This is a genomic window from Paenibacillus sp. FSL R10-2788, assembly GCF_038003885.1.
Taxonomy (GTDB): Bacteria; Bacillota; Bacilli; order Paenibacillales; family Paenibacillaceae; genus Paenibacillus_AQ; species Paenibacillus_AQ odorifer.
This window is the reverse complement of record NZ_JBBOQA010000001.1, coordinates 4,042,312-4,060,653: the sequence shown is the minus strand read 5'-3', so window position 1 is coordinate 4,060,653 and position 18,342 is coordinate 4,042,312. Positions and strand designations below refer to the sequence as shown.

General features: G+C 42.9%; 16 protein-coding genes. 12 read left to right on the top strand and 4 right to left on the bottom strand.

Translation table 11 applies throughout. From position 1 onward, the window contains the following. Positions 1-31 precede the first annotated feature (31 nt). Positions 32-283 carry a YolD-like family protein gene (locus NSQ50_RS17925; protein WP_036688306.1) on the top strand — a complete coding sequence of 84 codons (252 nt, stop codon included), beginning with the start codon at positions 32-34 and terminating at the stop codon, positions 281-283. Positions 284-383: 100 nt separating this feature from the next. Further along, entirely contained in the window at positions 384-857 is a 474-nt protein-coding gene (gene ybaK, locus NSQ50_RS17920) for a Cys-tRNA(Pro) deacylase (protein ID WP_036688304.1), read from the top strand. Here the strand turns inward: ybaK and NSQ50_RS17915 are convergent. The 3 genes from NSQ50_RS17915 to NSQ50_RS17905 form a co-directional block, all read right to left on the bottom strand. After that, complete coding sequence (locus NSQ50_RS17915; RefSeq protein ID WP_076225150.1) at positions 846-1,598, bottom strand: YdcF family protein; 753 nt, start codon at positions 1,596-1,598, stop codon at positions 846-848. The genes ybaK and NSQ50_RS17915 overlap by 12 nt on opposite strands. Before the next feature lie 61 nt (positions 1,599-1,659). Beyond that, on the bottom strand, positions 1,660-2,895 hold the full coding sequence (locus tag NSQ50_RS17910; RefSeq protein WP_076225149.1) for an MFS transporter: 1,236 nt from the start codon (positions 2,893-2,895) through the stop codon (positions 1,660-1,662). A gap of 156 nt (positions 2,896-3,051) precedes the next feature. Further along, positions 3,052-3,534 (bottom strand): MarR family transcriptional regulator, encoded by a 483-nt coding sequence (locus NSQ50_RS17905; RefSeq protein WP_076225148.1) that lies wholly within the window; start codon positions 3,532-3,534, stop codon positions 3,052-3,054. A 324-nt stretch (positions 3,535-3,858) separates the two neighbouring features. Here NSQ50_RS17905 and NSQ50_RS17900 point away from each other — a divergent pair, with 324 nt between their 5' ends. The 5 genes from NSQ50_RS17900 to NSQ50_RS17880 all read left to right on the top strand — a co-directional run bounded on the left by NSQ50_RS17900 (position 3,859) and on the right by NSQ50_RS17880 (position 10,686). Next, a complete protein-coding gene (locus NSQ50_RS17900) occupies positions 3,859-5,460 on the top strand; it encodes a response regulator (RefSeq protein WP_076098939.1) in 1,602 nt (533 codons plus the stop codon). 32 nt (positions 5,461-5,492) lie between these two features. Continuing rightward, entirely contained in the window at positions 5,493-7,274 is a 1,782-nt protein-coding gene (locus tag NSQ50_RS17895; RefSeq protein ID WP_076098940.1) for a cache domain-containing sensor histidine kinase, read from the top strand. Between the two features lie 202 nt (positions 7,275-7,476). Further along, positions 7,477-8,826, top strand: a complete 1,350-nt coding sequence (locus NSQ50_RS17890) for an ABC transporter substrate-binding protein (RefSeq protein WP_076098941.1) — start codon at positions 7,477-7,479, stop codon at positions 8,824-8,826. Positions 8,827-8,909: 83 nt separating this feature from the next. Then, a complete protein-coding gene (locus NSQ50_RS17885) occupies positions 8,910-9,848 on the top strand; it encodes a carbohydrate ABC transporter permease (protein WP_036688288.1) in 939 nt (312 codons plus the stop codon). A 1-nt stretch (position 9,849) separates the two neighbouring features. Continuing rightward, entirely contained in the window at positions 9,850-10,686 is an 837-nt protein-coding gene (locus NSQ50_RS17880; RefSeq protein WP_170914270.1) for a carbohydrate ABC transporter permease, read from the top strand. Positions 10,687-10,762: 76 nt separating this feature from the next. On the opposite strand, the gene NSQ50_RS17875 is transcribed toward NSQ50_RS17880, so the two are convergent. After that, positions 10,763-11,677, bottom strand: a complete 915-nt coding sequence (locus NSQ50_RS17875) for a helix-turn-helix domain-containing protein (RefSeq protein ID WP_076225147.1) — start codon at positions 11,675-11,677, stop codon at positions 10,763-10,765. A 173-nt stretch (positions 11,678-11,850) separates the two neighbouring features. On the opposite strand from NSQ50_RS17875, the gene NSQ50_RS17870 reads away from it, so the two are divergent. From NSQ50_RS17870 to NSQ50_RS17850, 5 genes are all read left to right on the top strand, one after another. Further along, positions 11,851-13,962, top strand: coding sequence for a glycoside hydrolase family 52 protein (locus NSQ50_RS17870; protein WP_076225146.1), 2,112 nt, complete (start codon positions 11,851-11,853; stop codon positions 13,960-13,962). A gap of 221 nt (positions 13,963-14,183) precedes the next feature. Beyond that, complete coding sequence (locus NSQ50_RS17865; RefSeq protein ID WP_076225145.1) at positions 14,184-15,221, top strand: ROK family transcriptional regulator; 1,038 nt, start codon at positions 14,184-14,186, stop codon at positions 15,219-15,221. 10 nt (positions 15,222-15,231) lie between these two features. Continuing rightward, positions 15,232-16,434, top strand: coding sequence for an MFS transporter (locus tag NSQ50_RS17860; protein WP_036688277.1), 1,203 nt, complete (start codon positions 15,232-15,234; stop codon positions 16,432-16,434). 67 nt (positions 16,435-16,501) lie between these two features. Continuing rightward, positions 16,502-17,593 (top strand): glycosyltransferase, encoded by a 1,092-nt coding sequence (locus tag NSQ50_RS17855; protein ID WP_036688275.1) that lies wholly within the window; start codon positions 16,502-16,504, stop codon positions 17,591-17,593. Further along, complete coding sequence (locus NSQ50_RS17850; protein ID WP_036688272.1) at positions 17,593-18,210, top strand: glycerol-3-phosphate acyltransferase; 618 nt, start codon at positions 17,593-17,595, stop codon at positions 18,208-18,210. Before NSQ50_RS17855 ends, NSQ50_RS17850 begins: the two co-directional genes overlap by 1 nt. Positions 18,211-18,342 lie beyond the last annotated feature (132 nt).

The following is an 18,342-nucleotide window of genomic DNA, read 5'->3' as shown; positions in this document are numbered from 1 at the left end:
AATATCCGTAATAGCTTATTGGAGGATTAGTGTGGCAAAAGCAAAGGTGGCCAAGCGGCCCACAAGAGATGAATTTGTGCTTGAGGAGTTAGGTAATCAGTTAGTTGAAGCTAAGCAAGAAGGTTCTGAGATTTTATTGACCGTATGGGGAAAAGAAGAAGAGGTACGCGGCATGATCGTGGAAATGGATTCGCGAACCGGGAAAGTACACCTCAGTAACCATGAAGAAATCATAAAAGTTCCTTTTATGGATATCATGCAGGTTAATTATCCCAGAGATTAATGGGCACGGCAGCAACAGGAGGTCCTGAAAGCTATATTAGCTTTGGGGCCTCTTTGATCATAAAGTTAAGGAATAGAGGATATTGAAAGGTAGGTCAACAATGCAAGTAACCAAAACCAACGCAATGCGAATGCTGGATGCCAAAAAAATCGGCTATAAAGTGTTCGCTTATGACAATGAAGATGGACTCATCCATGGCACGGCTGTGGCTGAGAAGATTGGAAAGGCGGCAGAGACGGTTTTTAAAACGTTGGTCGCTCATAGCGGTGCGAATCTTTATGTATTTGTTATCCCGGTTGCCGAAGAGCTGGATCTCAAAAAGGCGGCCAAAGCCGCCGGAGAGAAAAAAATTGAGATGCTGCCAGTGAAGGATCTGCAGAAATGGACAGGCTATATCCGCGGTGGTTGTTCACCTGTTGGAATGAAAAAGCTGTACCCCACGTTCATTGACAGCAGTGCAGAAGGGCTGGACACGATGGCTGTCAGCGCTGGGAAGATTGGCCAGCAAATGGACGTAGCCCCACAGTTACTCGCTGAGGTTGTGCATGCGAAGTTTACAGAACTAATCAAATAGCCGAGCAGCAAGCTGGCCTAAATATTCCTTCAATGCTAACCCTGTTGTGGAAATCGCTCCTGGGGAGGGACTGAACTTGGCGGGCTGCAGTGCAATATCAGCGCTGGCGATATAATCCGTAGGATAGGCTTGCGCTGTTAGCCCCGCATTCTTAAAGTGCAACATCGCTCGGGACATATGAAAACCTGAAGTAACTATTATAGGTTTTTTAAGTCCGGTTTGTTGCAGGATGGCTGCGGTATTTACAGCGTTTTGCTCCGTGTTGAGGGATTGATTCTCGATCAGGATATCCTCTTCGGGTATGCCGAGACCCAGTAGTTGTCTTTGCGCGATATCCGCTTCATTACCACTGTCGGAGAATACTTGTCCGCCAGAAAATAAGATTGGCAGACCTGTCTGCCGATGGAGGCGAACAGCAGTAAGCAGGCGATTTGCTGCTGATCCGTATAAATTGCCCTCGCCATCTACATCCGGTGTGCCAGAGCTGGCGCCCCCGCCGAGTACGACGATGACATCTCCTTGCAAAGTATTCGGCTGCGGATATTTCCGTTCTAGACTGCCGATCAGCGCATCGCTGACTAAGGGTGTCATGGAGAAATACATTAATAGTGTAACCCCGAGTAGAACTAGTGCTGGCCGGCGGTTTTTTTTCCATAACCAAATGACTAGACCTAGCAGAAGCACGATAAACAGGCCGGGAGGAAGCACAAAGCTGTATACAAATTTGATGATGTAAATCAACAGTATCAACCGCCTTCTAAAAATATAAGTTCAGGTTGTATTGTAACATGAGATTGCAAGATTACATATTTACACGCGTATCCTTATACAAAACGGATATTGCCGCAGCTATCAGGATCATCCCCATAAAAGCGGGTGCGGCATGACCAAGTGATACATAAATTTGACCTCCAATGACAGGTCCAATCATTCTGGCTAAAGCCTGAATAGATTGGCTACCTCCTTGAATCCTTCCTTGTTCACTAGAATCGACAGACTTGGAGAGCATCCCATTGAATGAAGGCCCAAAAATCGAATCCCCAAAACCAAATATAAACATTCCAGCGATAAAAAGCGGATAGTATGAGAACAAAGCAGATAGCGCAATGAGACTGTAGCCTATAATCTCCGAAACCATTCCAAGAATTGCTATCTGTTTATCACTAAGTTTCAGCAAAAGCTTAGGCATGATGAAACCCTGTGAAAGGATGTCTTGGAAGCCCATAATTGAAAACATCAGTCCGATTAGTGCAGGCTTCCAGCTGAAAGTATCCATTGTGAATTGTGAAAAAACAGCCTGTAAAGATCCGTTGGGTATCCAGAGTAAGAATGCTGAGACCAGTAGTCTTTTTAAGTTTTTTATGGACAATATGCTTGCAAGCTGTGTAAATGGATTCAGTCTTACCAAGGTAATTTCTTTCAGTCTATTGTTCTTGTCAAGGCTCTCAGGCATAAAAAAGAATCCGTAAACAACATTTAATAAAGTTATTATTGCTCCAAAATACATAGGTACAGAATAACCAAACTTGGCAAGTAATCCGCCTAGCGTTGGACCAATGACGGTGCCTACACCTACAACCGCACTCACCCAGCCAAAGTATTTGGTTCTCTGTTCTGGAGGAATGATGTCAGCAAAATAGGCGAAGATAGTACCTATGCTTCCGCCGGTTATACCTTCTATTATGCGTCCAACAAAGAGAACCCATAACGCTCCTCCTATCCCAAAAACTAAGTATCCAATTGCAGAACCCAAAAGGCATACCAAAAGTAATGGACGACGCCCATATTTGTCGCTCAAAGCTCCAAGTGCAGGGGCTGCAAAAAATACGCAGACTGCATAAACAGAGGTTAGCAGCGTGACAACTATAGCCTGTTCTCCCGGATTGCTTATATAAGGCTGCACTAAAAATGGGACAACGGGCATGATGATACTGAAGCCTATTCCGCACAGAAACACAGAGATCAAACCGAAGATTAGAGCGTGTTTATCTACGGATTGTTCTGTGTTCTGTTCATTATGTGATCTGAATTTGAACATTAAATTCTCTCCTCAAAAGTTGATGTTTTGATTCCTTGGAAACAAATTTGGCACATCACCATTTTTATCATGGTTTTGTTTCCTTGTCAACAAAATAATGACCATAAAAATGCAGCCTTTCTCATAAGAGCCCGGCTGCATGGAGTTTCATTTTCATTATTCGAATTTATTCGGATTAAAATCTATACCCTGTTTCTTTATTTCTGCATCCAAATGCCTACTATACTTTTCTACGAAGCTAAGCATACTGTCAAATTGCTCCTCAGTTACCTGCTCAAATACGGCTTTATCCCGCTCTTGGAACTCTTTGTGCAGGTCCTCATGGATGTTATAAATTACTTTCCCTTGCTCAGTAAGCTTAAAATAGATTTCTTTTTTGTTATCCGATTTTTGGTAGCTTTCGATGAGGCCCTTTTGGATGAGCTTCTTAGTTAATTTACTTATGGCACCGCGAGTCATATAAAAGGACTCTGCAAGTTTTGTGACGTTGGAATCTGCATTTTTTTCAATGTATTCGATGCAATGTACTTCAGAAGGTTTATAACCCTTAAGACTGTCTTCCATCTTATCCTTATTAAGCCAAACCATCTTGTTATATACGTCCCTGAAACCCATCATGACCTGTTCTTCTTTGTTCATGGCCTGTCCTCCCAGCGCTCTTACATTAACAAATTATATTGATTTTTTGTTTCTATTTCAACAATATTAAAGTAGAGGATAGTTTGTTTTATTGAACTTTAGATAAAAATAACAGGTGAGCAGTAACGGCGGAAGTCCAAACATTCCCCGCAGTTACGCCCGCCACCTTTTTAAGCTTAGATAAATTAATCTTAAGAAACTGCGGTTTCTTCTTAAGAAAGTTCATCCGCTTGAAGCTGCACCAAAGATTGTTTGTCTGTTATCATAAGATTAAGATGATTGGACAGCTGTGGGATGATTTCTCGAAGGTAGGAGGACTGCATAATGAAGAGTATCCGGGTACTGCTCGCAGATGATGAACCGGTGATTTTGCGAGGCCTAAAAAAACTGATTTCATGGGAGAAGCTTGGACTTACCATTGTTGGAGAGGCCAGTGATGGAATCGAGCTGAAACAACAGATCGAGGATTGTGATCCTGATCTGATTATTAGTGATATAAGCATGCCAGGATATACAGGGATTGATATTATCCGTGAAATTCATGAAGCTGGCAGAGCGGTGAAGGTTATTTTTATAAGCGCTTATCAAGAGTTTACGTATGCCCGTCAAGCACTGCAATATGGTGCGCTGGATTATTTGGTGAAGCCCGTGAACAAAAACCAGCTGGAACAGGTTGTGAGCAAAGCCGTTTCCCTTATTCGTCAAGAAACAGAAGGCGAGCGCAACAAAGAGAAGCTGAACCATTATGAACAGAGAAACCGCAGATTAACGATCGAAGAATTGCTCGACAAGCTGACGGACGGCAATAAGGGGACAGCAGACACCTTGCTTGATATGGGGATTATTGCGCTAAGTCGCTACGTCAGTATTTGTTTGGTAGAGACGGACGAATCGTCGGGGCAGCCTTCCAGATGGGAAGAACGCGAACGTAAGCTGATTGATTTTGCACTGTCTAACATTATTAAAGAAACCGTGGAGCAAAGCGATAATAGTTATATGTTCCGTAAAGGGGAACGTTTTTGTATCCTGCTCCAGCATGAGCATGCTGAGGAACCAGCGGGAATTGCCTTAGATCTCCATGACAAAATCACAAGTTTTCTGAAATTAAAGGTGACCCTTGGAGTAGGCAATCCTGTTGACGGTATGGATGATGCTGATGAATCTTATCGTCAAGCTTTGAAAGCGCTAAATTATAAATATTTTACAGGGCCTAATCGTGTGATTTCTGTTAAAGAGAGCAGGTATGAGAGTGAATCATTGATTCAAACTCCGCTGCATGAAATCCAGTCCGCCCTTGGGATTGCCATGAAATCACAACATAAAGAGCAAATTGAGCAGGAGTGCCTGCGATTATTTCAGACGATCCGGCAGATGGCAGACGGAAATAGAAACCAAGCCGTTTCTACCGTATACAATACATTTTTGCAGCTTGAACAGGAGCTTATTCAATTTGGTGTGGAGGCAGGGCCCTCACTTCAGGATACAAATCCGATTCTTGAACGATTGGCTAATTATTCTACCTTTCAAGAGGTGGAGGAAGATTTCCGTGTGCTTTTGAGCAAAATGTCTGGACAAATTGCCAGTCGCATGGGCAATAAGGAACTGAAGCAGCTTTCCCAGGTGAAGGCTTATATTGAGGAGCATTATCCAGAAAATATTACACTGGAATCTATGGCAGGGATGATGTTTATGAATTCCTATTATTTCAGCAGCTTTTTCAAAAAACATACCGGACAGAACTTTAAGAATTATGTCACTGAGGTGAGGATGAATCATGCCCTTCGTTTATTGCTGCAAAGCGATATGATGGTTTATGAGATTGCCGATAGTGTAGGCTACAACAATGCCCGGCATTTTAGCGATATGTTTAAGAAGAAATATGGCAAGCTGCCACAAGAATATAAGCAATCCTTCAAAAGCCAATAGTCAGATGGATAGCAAAGGGGATGCCTTCATTCATGTTTATCTGGGGCCGAAGATCCAAAAGTATATTTGTTAAATTCTCCGCTTCCTTTTTATTAGTCGGCTTAATTCCGCTTTTTGCACTTAGTTACATTTCTGTGCAGACTTTTTCCGGATATGTCGAGCGTTACACAACAAGTAATTTGCAGCAAATGGTACTATATATGAGCTATAATCTGAATTCTGCCTTCAATCAGTACAATGAGGTCTCTAAGCTGATGTATACGGGACGATATGAAGGTTTTATCGAGAGTTATTCACAGAATCAAACCTATAATGTAAATGAGCTGGAGCAGATCAATACGATTCCTATTGAAACCTTTCTAAAAACAGTTCTCTACAGTGATTCCTACATCACCAGTGTTTATTTTCATAGGGAGTCAGACGATAAGCTCTACTATCAGGAAAAAGAAAACAGAGGGGTCAACTTTGATCTGCTGCCTTATCAAGAGTGGTTAACTAAAATGGCTCCAAATCCTTCACAAGTGGCAATTTTCCCTACCCATTCCGAAGAATATTACACAGGTTCAAAGCGCAGTGTGTTCACTATCGGCCGTACTTTAATTGATATTTCTGGGCGTGTCACCAAAGATCCCAAGATAGTAGGGACCTTATTTATGGACGTGGATGTTTCGTTATTTAATCAGTTCTTCAGAGAATTAAATCTGGGGGGACAGGATGAATTATTTCTGCTGGATGGCGACGGAAATGTATATTTCACGAATGAGACAAGGTCAGCGAATGGAGAGGCTTTTCGGGCTAAAAAGGACGAGGAGATGATCGTTCTCAGTGAAGAGATTCCTTTTCTTAAAGGCACGGTGACTGCCAGAATTCATCGGGCGAATTTATTCGATCAGCTTTTTTCAGCCCGTACGACGGTGTTTATAGCGATGTTTATTTGTGCGATTGCAATGATCATCATGGGTGTCTGGTTCTCAAGGCGGCTGGCTGCTCCGATTCGGAACTTAATTAAGCAAATGGCTATCGTAGAATCCGGTAATTTGGATACCCAGATGGTCGTGAACAGCAATGATGAAATGGGTAGACTTAGCCATGGTTTTAACCGAATGGTCGAGCGTTTACAAGCCTATATCGATGAAGCTTACGTTGCCCAGATCAAGCAGAAGCAAACGGAGTTAAATGCTCTGAAAAGCCAGATTCGTCCGCATTATTTATACAACACCCTGGAAGTCATTCGAATGAATGCGGTGGATAAAGATAATGATGAGGTCGCAGATATGATTTTATCGCTCTCTAACCAGTTGAAATATGTAATCGACTATGGAGAGGATAGGGTAAGCATACGACAGGAGCTGGAGCATCTACGGGATTATTTCTATATTATCTCTGTGCGGTATGAGAATAAATTTGAGCTTGTAGTCGATCTCTCACCCGAAGTGGATCTGAACTGGTACATTCTGAAATTGTCACTTCAGCCGATAGTTGAAAATGCTATCCAGCATGGCTTGCGCAGTCAAGGCAGAGGGACAGTTGGATTGACGATCGAAAAGAAAGATGAAATGTTGTTGGTTACGATCTATGATGATGGAATCGGTATGAGCAAGGAAAAGGTACAGCAGTTGGCTGAAACCTTGGAAGAGCCTAGTTCGCCTAGCAAAAATGTTGGACTAAAAAATGTACATGAACGAATTCGTACAGTGTACGGTGCAGAATACGGATTATCCATCAGCAGCCGGGAGCATATTGGGACATCGATTCTATTGTTGCTTCCGATTGTAGAGGACCCTTATAAAATCTCAGATTCGGAGAATGCGTAAAGGATGGACGATGAACGGAAGACTGCGGTCTTTCGTTCTTTTTTTACTTATTCTTAAATTCACCGCATATCCCGCTTAAAAAAGTTCATTCTAACTATTTATAAGGAATGCTATTCTATTAGCAACGGAAACGCTTTCGAGAGATGATGCGCACATCTTGCTTCAGTTTCCACGGTTCACTAAAAGGGGAGGCTATTATGATATGTACAAAAAAACAATGATGAAACTATCCGTATTGTTACTCGCCACTACAACAGTTTTGACTGCTTGCGGTGGAAATAATAATAATGCAGGGAGTAAGGCAACCGATACGCCAGCATCCGAAACGCCTTCAAATACACCACAAGAGACCAAAAAAGAGGTTAGCTTTACGATAGGTTACGCCTCCGGAGATCCGGCCACTAAAAAGGCTATCTCAGATACGGTCAAAAAGTTTACAACAGCTAATCCGAATGTCACTATTAAAGATTTGAGCGAAACTTCATCCGCTGCCTATCTTGATTGGCTTAAAACAAAGGATGCTGTGGGTGAATTCCCGGACCTGGTGGAAATGCGTGATACAGAAGTTTTTGCCGATGCGGGTAAGATTGTAGAGCTGCCTTCCGATCTGCTAGATTTGTTCGAAGCCCCACCACAAGTGGATGGTAAGGTGTGGAACGCACCGCTGCAAGTGAACGCTCCCCAAGGGATTATCTACAGCAAAAAAGCATATGCGGATGCAGGGATCACCGAGCTTCCAAAAACCTATGACGAATTCATCGCCATCCAAGAAAAATTGAAAACATCGGGCATTACTCCGATTGTAGTAGGTGGAAAAGATATTTTCCATATGGGTTTCTGGGTTAACAAATTCCTGATTGATGAGGTCTACTCGAAAGATGCAGATTGGAATTCCAAACGTACCGCTAAAACGGTCAGCTTCACAGATGCTAATGTAGTTCAAGGCATAACGGACTTCAAAGAATTGTTCAAGAATTATGTAGATAAAGGTTGGCTCAGCACGGGCGACAATCAGACCGCTTCGATTCTTGTTTCTGGCAAAGCAGCACAATTGTACTCCGGTACGTGGATGTTTACACAAATCGCTGAAGCGGACCCGAACTTTGAATTTGGCTTCTATGCTCTTCCTGACCGTGAAGGGAAAATCAATGTCATAGGTCTTCCGTCACCTGCAGGCTGGTCTTTATCGGCTGAAGCCGCTAAGGATGCAGACAAAACAGAAGCCATCAAAGACTTTATCCGTTTCTTCTTCGCCCCAGAACAGTATTCGAACTATTTAGCAACCATAAATGCGATTCCTTCAACAAAAGAGAAAGTAACCTATGACACAAGTGAACAAATGCAAGTGGCTTTGGATCTTATTGCTGACCCGAATGTAGTGAAATCCTTGGCGATCAATAACTGGTGGGGAGACAATCTAATCCCTCCACAGTTCCGTAACTGGTACTACAAACTGTTGCAGGATCTCGTGGTAAAAGATGGAGATGTAGCGAAGTACATGAAAGATGCGGATACAGAGTATGACAACCAAGTGAAAGCTAATCAGATGTAAGAGCAGCGCCTGATCGAGCAACCTCTGCTGCTGCAGAGGTTCTCTTTTTAACAAGCACGGTCTTTAAGGGAGGGAGAGTAGCCATGGCTACATCCGCAGTAAATGCTGACAAGTCATTGATAGGCACTGTGCAGCAGAAAAAGAAAAAGAAAAAATGGCAGTCCTACGCTCTGCTGTTCATATTACCATCATTTATTTTGTACACCTTGTTCGTTATCGTCCCAACGGTTGGGAGTGTCTATTTAAGCTTCACCTCATGGGATGGCATTAGCGACAACGTAAGGTATATCGGCTTCGCTAACTTTGTGGAAATTTGGAATAGTCCAAGGGTGCATAACGCACTGAAAAATACGATGATCATGACCATTTCACTTGTTGTTCTAGAGAATATTGCAGCAATTGCAATGGCTATGATGGTCGATAAGGTACGCTGGTTCCGGAATTTATTCAGAAGTGTATTTTATTTCCCTACGTTGCTTAGTGGGATCGTAATGGGTTTCGTCTGGGCGATGATCCTGAATTACAACTTTGGTGTATTTAATCAGATCCTGGAGTCTGTTGGACTCGGAAGCTGGATTGTGGATTGGTTGGGCAATCCTAAATATGCGATGCTGTCGATTATTTTGTCTACCGTTTGGAAAGGCGCGGGTTATTATATGATCATTTACCTCGCTGGATTGCAAGGCATTCCGCAGGAATTAAATGAGGCGGCCAGTATTGATGGGGCAGGGGGCTGGCAACAGTTCCGGCATATTACCTTTCCGCTGCTTGCGGGGTCAATGACTGTATGTATGGTATTATCGATGATCAGCGCCTTGAAGATTTTTGATCAGATTGCCGTCATGACCGATGGTGGTCCGGGCTTTGAGACGGAGACATTAACTTATATTATTTATAAAGTCGGGTTTGGTGAATTAAGACAAGGTTTTGGTACTGCACTGGCGATGGTCTTGTTCTTAATCATACTCATCATTACAGTCTTCCAAGTGAAGGTTCTCCAGAAGCGGGAGGTGCAGCTCTAAGATGACGATGCAGACACGCAAAAGAGTTGGGCAAATCGCACTTTTCATTGTTACATTATTAGTGGCTATTATCTTTTTCTTTCCTATTTTCTTTAATTTAATGTCAGCCTTCAAGAGTAATGCAGAGATTATGAAGGATGCAATCGCTTTTCCGAAAACCCTTTATCTGGACAGCTTTAAATATCTGTTAACCGAAACAGAGTTTCCACGGGCTATTCTGAATAGTCTGATTTTGACAGCAGTTTCTATTGCGGCACAGGTCTTGATTATTCCGATGGCGGGCTACGCAATTGAACGCAGAAATGCCAGATGGACTCGGTTCATGTTCGTTTACTTTTTAGCAGGAATGATGATCCCTTTTCAGGCGTATATGATTCCTCTGTTTAAAGAGCTTAGAATGCTGGGGTTATACGGCAGCCTTGCCGGCCCAATTCTAATTTATGTAGCCGGTGCGGTGGGCTTTGGATGCCTGCTGTATACAAGCTTTGTCAAAGGCATTCCTAGAGAAATTGAAGAAGCGGCGGAGATCGACGGATGTTCTCGTTATGCGATATTCTGGAAAATTGTTTTCCCGCTGCTAGGACCCGTCACAGCCAGTATGGTGGTCTTAAACGGACTTGGAATCTGGAATGATTTCCTGATGCCGATGCTGGTATTGCCTTCAGGACAGGCTAAAACTATGGTCGTGGAAATTTACCGTTATATCGGAGAATTCTCCTCACGTTGGGATATGATTTTTGCAGGAACAGCAATGTCGGTTGTACCTGTGCTGATTGTGTTTATCGCCTTGCAGAAGTATTTTGTTAAGGGGATTGCGTCTGGTGCAACGAAGGGTTAATTCATAAAAGGGATATATCCTGTAATCACTTAGTGGGCTGCGGTGTACATCCCTTTTTTTGTAAGCGAAACAATCACTAAAGCGTATTTGGATTCGCGGTTAAACGGCGGTAGCCCATTGGCGGGAGACCTGTCCAGCGTTTGAATTGCTTGCTGAAATGGGACACATCCCGGTACCCCAGCCGGTGGGCGACCGATTCGACAGATAGGTTATTATCCATTAGCAGCAGTTTGGCGTGACGAATGATCAAGCGGGATAAATATTGTCTTGGCGCCATGCCATAAATTTGGTGAAAAACACGATTGCAGTGAGTTGTACTGTATCCAAGCTTTGCCGCAATGTGCTCAATACCGCAGCCTCTTTCGCCTGTGCTTGCAGCGGTGGAGACAGATTCTTGCAGCAGTCCTTCGATCGCGTTAGCTAGAGCGACGGTATTTTCCGTAGCCTCTGTATCTGTCAGAAGGGGCATTTCCGAAAGTACCCAGCCGCTGAGCGCGGTTAGAAGTTGCAGCGAAGCATGCAATGTAATCAGACGATTTCTGTGTGTGTCCTTTGACTCTGACAGAATGGAAGAATTAATGATCACATCTAGAGCGGAACGAATGGCTCGCAGCTCCGGGGTATTCCCACTTAGACTAACAGCGTCTGCTGTTAATAATGCTCGCCGTAAAATCAGATCATCAATATCAAAATGCAGGCAGTAATAAGTCATGTCACGACTAGCATTCGAACCGAGGCTGCTATGTTCTACACCGGGACGAATGAATAAAATATCACCGCTTTGCTGGATAAAAGATTTATTGCCGACCGTCATATGTTGCTCACCCTGCAGTACAACGTTAATCTCAAACATGGGATGAGTGTGTACGGGATATTGCCAATCCGGATTTACTTTTCTCCAATGCGCGGCGAAGATATGGAAAGCTGCTTGAATGTCTGGAGCCATCTGGCCATCAATAGAATTATGAAAAGCGGGATCATTCGAGATCATTTCAATCCTCTTTTACTGTAAAGTTTGGCTTCATTATAACATAGGTTTTTGTTGATGTTTGATTTGCCCAAATAATAGAAGGCTTTAACCCTGTTGCACTTCCGGAAAGATCGATAACATGGAGATATAGCCCGGTAGTATCCGGGACCATGCTGGAAGGAGTGTTATTATTAATGTCGTATAATCAATTTTTTAATGCCCATCATTCACCGATCGGTGCATTTGCGAGTTTCACTTTAGGATTCAAAGGAGCTAGTGGAGGTTTCGATCTGGAGATTGGAAAACCACCTAGACAAAATATATTCATAGGATTAGAACGTGCTGATGGGAAGGGATATGACACACTGCCATTTCATGAGATCGGAGGAGAGGACGAGAGCAAACGCTATGATATCGAGAATCCGGATCCTAATCCTGACAAGGAGAATATTCTGTTCCCTTTTCAAGAGCGTGAGATTTCCAGAGATTTTCATGTAGCCACAGACAGCTGGAGTGCGGGTGATTTGACCTTCCGGATTCTGTCCCCCGTTCGTTCTGTACCCGATCCAGAAACTGCCTCTATAGAAGAAATGAAGGATGTACTGCTGCCTGCAGTGCTAATTGAACTCGAAGTGGACAACACCTCATCCGCAACCTCGCGCCGTGCATTCTTTGGTTTTCAGGGAACAGATGTGTATAGCGGAATGAGAAGACTGGATGATGTATCATCGGAGATTACTGGCGTTGGCCAAGGAAGATTTATTGCAATTGCTGCGGAAAAAGGAACTGCAAAGTCCGCACTGCACTTCACAATGGAGGATATTCTAACGGAGGAGCTGCAGGAGAATTGGACCTTTGGGCTGGGACGAGTCGGTGCTTTGATCATGGATGTTCCAGCCAGAGTAAAAGAAACTTACCGCTTTGCTATCTGTTTTCACCGTTCAGGTTATGTCACCTCAGGAATTGATGCTTCTTATTACTACAATCATTATTTCAACAATATAGAGGCAGTGGCTGAATATGCATTATCCAGATTTGATATCCTTAAGCAAGAAGCGGAGCAAGCTAACGATAGATTTACTCATGATGACCTATCCGCAGATCAAACCTTTATGTTAGCGCATGCGATTCGTAGTTATTATGGCTCCACGCAATTGCTGGACTACAAGAATAAGCCATTTTGGATCGTCAACGAAGGCGAATACCGGATGATGAATACCTTCGATCTTACCGTCGATCAGTTATTTTATGAGCTGCGTTTGAATCCTTGGACTGTACGTAATGAACTGGATATGTTCGTGGAAAGATTCAGCTACGAAGATACGGTGCGTTTCCCGGGTGATGATACAGAGTATCCAGGTGGAATTAGCTTCACACATGATATGGGTGTAGCCAACGTAGTTTCACGTCCGGGATATTCTGCTTATGAGGTCTATGGCATTGATGGTTGTTTCTCACATATGACACATGAACAATTGGTTAACTGGGTGCTGAGTGCAGCAACTTATGTAGAGCATACAGGCGACCGGGGTTGGATGGAACGTAATCTCAGTATTATGGAGAAATGCCTGAATAGCATGGTAAATCGCGATCATCCAGATCCTGAACAAAGAAATGGTGTCATGGGGCTTGATAGCTCACGTACGATGGGCGGAGCAGAAATTACTACGTATGACAGTCTGGATGTGTCTTTAGGTCAGGCTCGTAACAATATTTATCTGGCAGGAAAATGCTGGGCTGCTTACTTGGCTATGGAGAAAATATTTGCAGAGCTTGGGCGTGCGGAACAGTCCAAAACAGCAGGTGATCAGGCTGAAAAATGCGCCGCAACAATGGTGGCAAGTGTTACAGCAGACGGGTATATTCCGGCTGTCATTGGAGAAGGCAATGACTCTAAGATCATTCCGGCTATCGAAGGCCTTGTGTTCCCTTACTTTACAGGCTGCAAAGAAGCTCTTGATCGTAATGGACGGTTCGCCGCCTATATTGGCGCACTCGACAAGCATCTGCATGCGGTGTTACAGCCGGGAGTATGCTTATTCGAAGACGGAGGCTGGAAAATCTCCTCAACTAGCAACAATAGCTGGCTCAGCAAAATCTATCTCTCCCAGTTCATCGCCCGCAGCATTCTGGGATTGGAATGGGAGGAACGGGGAGCGGCAGCGGATCGTGCTCACGTAGCTTGGCTTACCCATCCGGAGTTGTCGATTTGGAGCTGGAGCGATCAGATTATTTCCGGTGAGATCACGGGCAGTAAATATTATCCGCGTGGCGTTACAGCGATTTTGTGGTTAGATGAGAAATAAGAGTAGATAGTTTCAATAAGTAGAAACGGAATATGCAAAAATACTAAGAGGGGGCTACCCCTCTTTTTTGCTGTGTCGACGCTCCCTCCTTGATTCAATCTACCCCCTACTGAAGGGTCTTCATTCAAGAATTAACTTGTCGATAGATCTAATTGCTGCTATAGTCATACTGACTTATTAAATGCGTTTAATAAGTCAGTATGACTATAGGTGGGAGAGCCATGGCGAGTGAGAAACGACTTCCTTCACTGCAAATGAAATCTGAAATTATCCGAAATATTCGAACAGCATTATTAGAACTAGGAAGAGCAACGAAGGCAGAGTTAAGCCATAAATTACAATATAGTTTCCCGACGATAAGTAAATTTCTAATGCAGATGGAAGAGGCAGGGGAAATAACGGTCAGCGGTCTGGATGAGTCAAGTGGTGGAAGAAGGGCAATAAGATATGCCTACAATCCTAATTATCGGTTAGGTATGGCTATTTTTTTGGAAAAAAATGAAACGAATTATACCATCTATAATTGCATTGGTGAGGTAATCAAAGAAGGGAGTTTGCCCAGTATTCTTGAGGAAGATGTTAGTAAACTGGTCACGCTTATTGAAGATGAAAAAAAGGACAATCCTAAAATCCATTCTGTGGCTATTGGAGTTCCAGGTGCGGTGAATCATGGGCAGATTTTTCTGATTCCGGGTTATGAGAAATATCAGAATTTAGATTTGAGAAAACACATAGAAGATCAACTATCCATTCCGACAATCGTGGAAAATGATATGAATGCGGCTGTAATCGGCTATATGACGCAACGAAATTTGAAAGAGAATACTTCTCTAATGTATCTGTATTTAGGGAAAAATGGTCCGGGAGCTGGGATCGCGGTCAATGGTGAAATTGTGCGAGGAAAGACGTTTTTTTCAGGGGAAGTTCAATTCTTGCCCCAGTATGACAATAGAAATTTCATAGAGGCATTAACTGGAGATCCTGGTGGATCAAATATGCAATCGAATCAAAGCGTGGATGCGATTAGTCGATTAGTGGCTACTATGACTTCTATTTTGAATCCGCATTATATTATTTTTTGTGAGGATGAATTAGCTCCAGCTATGCTTAATCAAATCGCTGAGCGAAGTGGCACATACGTTCCGAAGGAGCATCTTCCTGCGTTAGCGGTGAGTAACTTGAAGCGTGATTATCTGAATGGATTACAAAGTCTTGGATTAGGATTATTAGTTTCACAACAAATAGATGAGAACAATTAAGGAGATAACTATGGCAACTTTTTTTCTTATTATTATTTATTTAGCCTTTATTAGTTTAGGCTTGCCAGATTCATTGCTTGGATCCGCTTGGCCAGTGATGAGAATGGACTTAAATGCTTCATTAGGTACGGCTGGAATTCTTTCGATGGTCATTGCAGTAGGCACAATAGTGTCCAGTTTGATGAGTGGCATTATCCTTAAACGTTTTGGTACGGGGAAAGTGACTCTTGTTAGCTGCATCATGACTGCTGTAGCGTTGCTTGGTTTTGCATGGTCACCTTCGTTAGTGTGGTTAATTGTTGCTGCGATTCCACTCGGTTTAGGTGCGGGATCTGTAGATGCCGGATTAAATAGTTATGTTGCTACGCACTATAAAGCCCATCATATGAGTTGGTTACATTGTTTCTGGGGAGTGGGCGCCACGCTGGGTCCTATTATTATGGGCTCTTTTATCTCTGGTGAAGGTCTATGGCGGCAAGGTTATCTTACGGTTGCTTACATACAATTGAGCTTAGTCATTATTCTATTCGTTACACTGCCTTTATGGGATAGAGTGGCTGGGAGTAATAACCACCCGAATGCTGAAAGTGATCCCGAGTTCAATCATCCGGAGCTAGAGCATGCCGGAGAGAACACAAAACCTTGGAAATTAAGAGGGGTGAAGCTAGCGATGTTAACCTTTTTATTTTATTCTGCCATAGAAACGAGTATGGGGTTATGGGGGAGCAGCTTTCTTGTAAACATTAAAGATATTCCTGCATCAACTGCAGCGACATGGGTATCGTTTTTTTATCTAGGGATTACTTTTGGTAGAATGGTGACGGGTTTCATTACTTTTAAAATGAGTAATAAACAGCTTATTCGATATGGTCAACTCATTGCTTTAATCGGTACGGTGCTGTTAGTATTGCCGCTTCCAACTATAGTTTCACTTGTAGGATTTATGATTATAGGTTTAGGGTTAGCCCCCATTTTTCCGTGTATGCTACATGAAACCCCTGAACGATTCGGGAAGAGACATGCTCAGTCAATTATGGGCTTTCAGATGGCAACAGCTTATACCGGCACCACGCTGATGCCGCCTTTTATCGGCTTATTAGCTTCGAAATTCACGCTGGGTATTTTTCCTGCGATGATCGTTTTTTTTGCCATCGTTATGCTCTTGTGTACAGAAAAGCTTAATCATTACTCAGCAAAAGTAAATGTCGGTTAAATTTGAATTGAATATATTACGGACTAACCCTTCATATATATATAGCTATAGGAGGGGGGAGCTGTACATGTGGTTGTTAATTATTATAGGTGTTGGATGTCTCTCCGGTTTTATATTGTTTAGAAAGAATATATTGGCCGCTGATCAAGAATATTTTCAAGGACCGGAGAAATTGTCCATCATCATCCCCGCAAGGAATGAAGAATATAATTTGCGTTTTCTGCTCGACTCACTCCAGCTCCAAACCATTACCCCCTATGAAATTATTGTTGTGGATGACTTCTCGGAGGATCGGACCAAGGAAATTGCTGAAAGCTATGGAGTTAAGGTTATTGCAAATAGCAGTCTCCCTGAGGGATGGGCGGGCAAGAGCTGGGCAGTATGGAATGGATATTTGCAAGCCTCGGGCGATATTTTTGCTTTTCTGGATGCAGATATCCGGTTAAAGCCTAACGCTCTGGCCTCATTATTAAAAGCAAGGGAGCTATCGAAAGGTGTCATTTCGGTAGTTCCTTTTCATCATACAGAAAAGCTGTTTGAGAAACTTGCCTTAATTATGAATATGCTGGGGATCTTCACATTCACATCTATTTTTGAAAAGAATAACGCCAAAAAAGGATTATACGGTTCGTGTATTCTAGCTTTAAGGCAGGATTATGAAAGAGTTAATGGACATCAAAGCATTAAATCTGAAGTGCTGGATGATTTGTCTTTAGGAGAGAAGTTTATCGCGGCAGGTGTTCCCATTAGGAATTTTATCGGTTATGGCTTAGTATCTTTTCGTATGTATCCGAAGGGGATAAAAAGTGAAATTGAAGGCTTCAGTAAAGGGGCTGTCTTAAGCACCTCAACCTTAAGCCCGCGGACGATTATTCCAATTGCACTTTGGGTGGTGGGACTCATCGTCTCAGAAACCGTGTTTATTTTTGCGAATACTTCTTTGGGATTGCCATTACTTATTGGTTATCTCCTTTATATGTTCCAGCTCTTTTATTTTATTAAATATGTAGGGGTTTTTGGCATCGTCATTCCAGTATTTCACGTGGTTGCTACTCTTTTCTTTATCTTTATTATGCTTTATTCAATATATCAGGTCGTTTTTCTGAGGCATGTAAGCTGGAAAGGAAGGCATATCCAGGTGGGAGGCCATAAGGACTAATGATCATATTGTGGATCGCGGGTTTATTTTTGTCGGGATCTCTTATGTTTTCCTATTGGCTTGGGTTAGCGCGTAAAAAGAATTTAAAGGTCATAGGCGACGGTAATCCGGGGGCTTTGAATCTCTGGAAGTCATCTGGGTATAGATTCGGAATTTTTGGGGTGTTGTTGGATTTTTTAAAAGGATATCTGCCTCTTTTATGGGTAATGGGAAGCCATTATAGTCAGGGTTATTTCATTATTCCGCTTGCCTTAGCTCCTGTTGCGGGTCATGCCTTCTCTCCATTTCTTAAAGGAAAAGGAGGGAAGGCGATTGCCGTAACCTTTGGGGTATGGAGTGCATTGACAGGATTCAAAGCCTCTTTAGCGTTAGCAGTCATCCTGGCAGTGTTGAAAGTGCTCGGCAGCGGGTACAAAAGCAGAGGAAATTCACCTGTCTCGGATGGTGTGCAAGTGGTTAGCGGAATGCTGCTCCTTTTTGTCTATTTGTGCATCAGTAAGTGGTCTGCTCCTATCCTATGGGTATGGCTTGGGAGCTTTGTAATCCTTGTGTATACGCACAGGTTAGAATGGATTGCATGGGTGAAGGAATATTTAAAAAGGGAGCGGGGGCATTGAAGTTACTTTTATCTCGTATAGGTTAATAAACAGGTTTCCAGCGATTAATTTCGGGGAAGCCTGTTTTTTTCGGTTTTATAAGATGCGTTATCTTTAAACAGAAGATTTTATAATGGCTAAAGTTGGTGTATT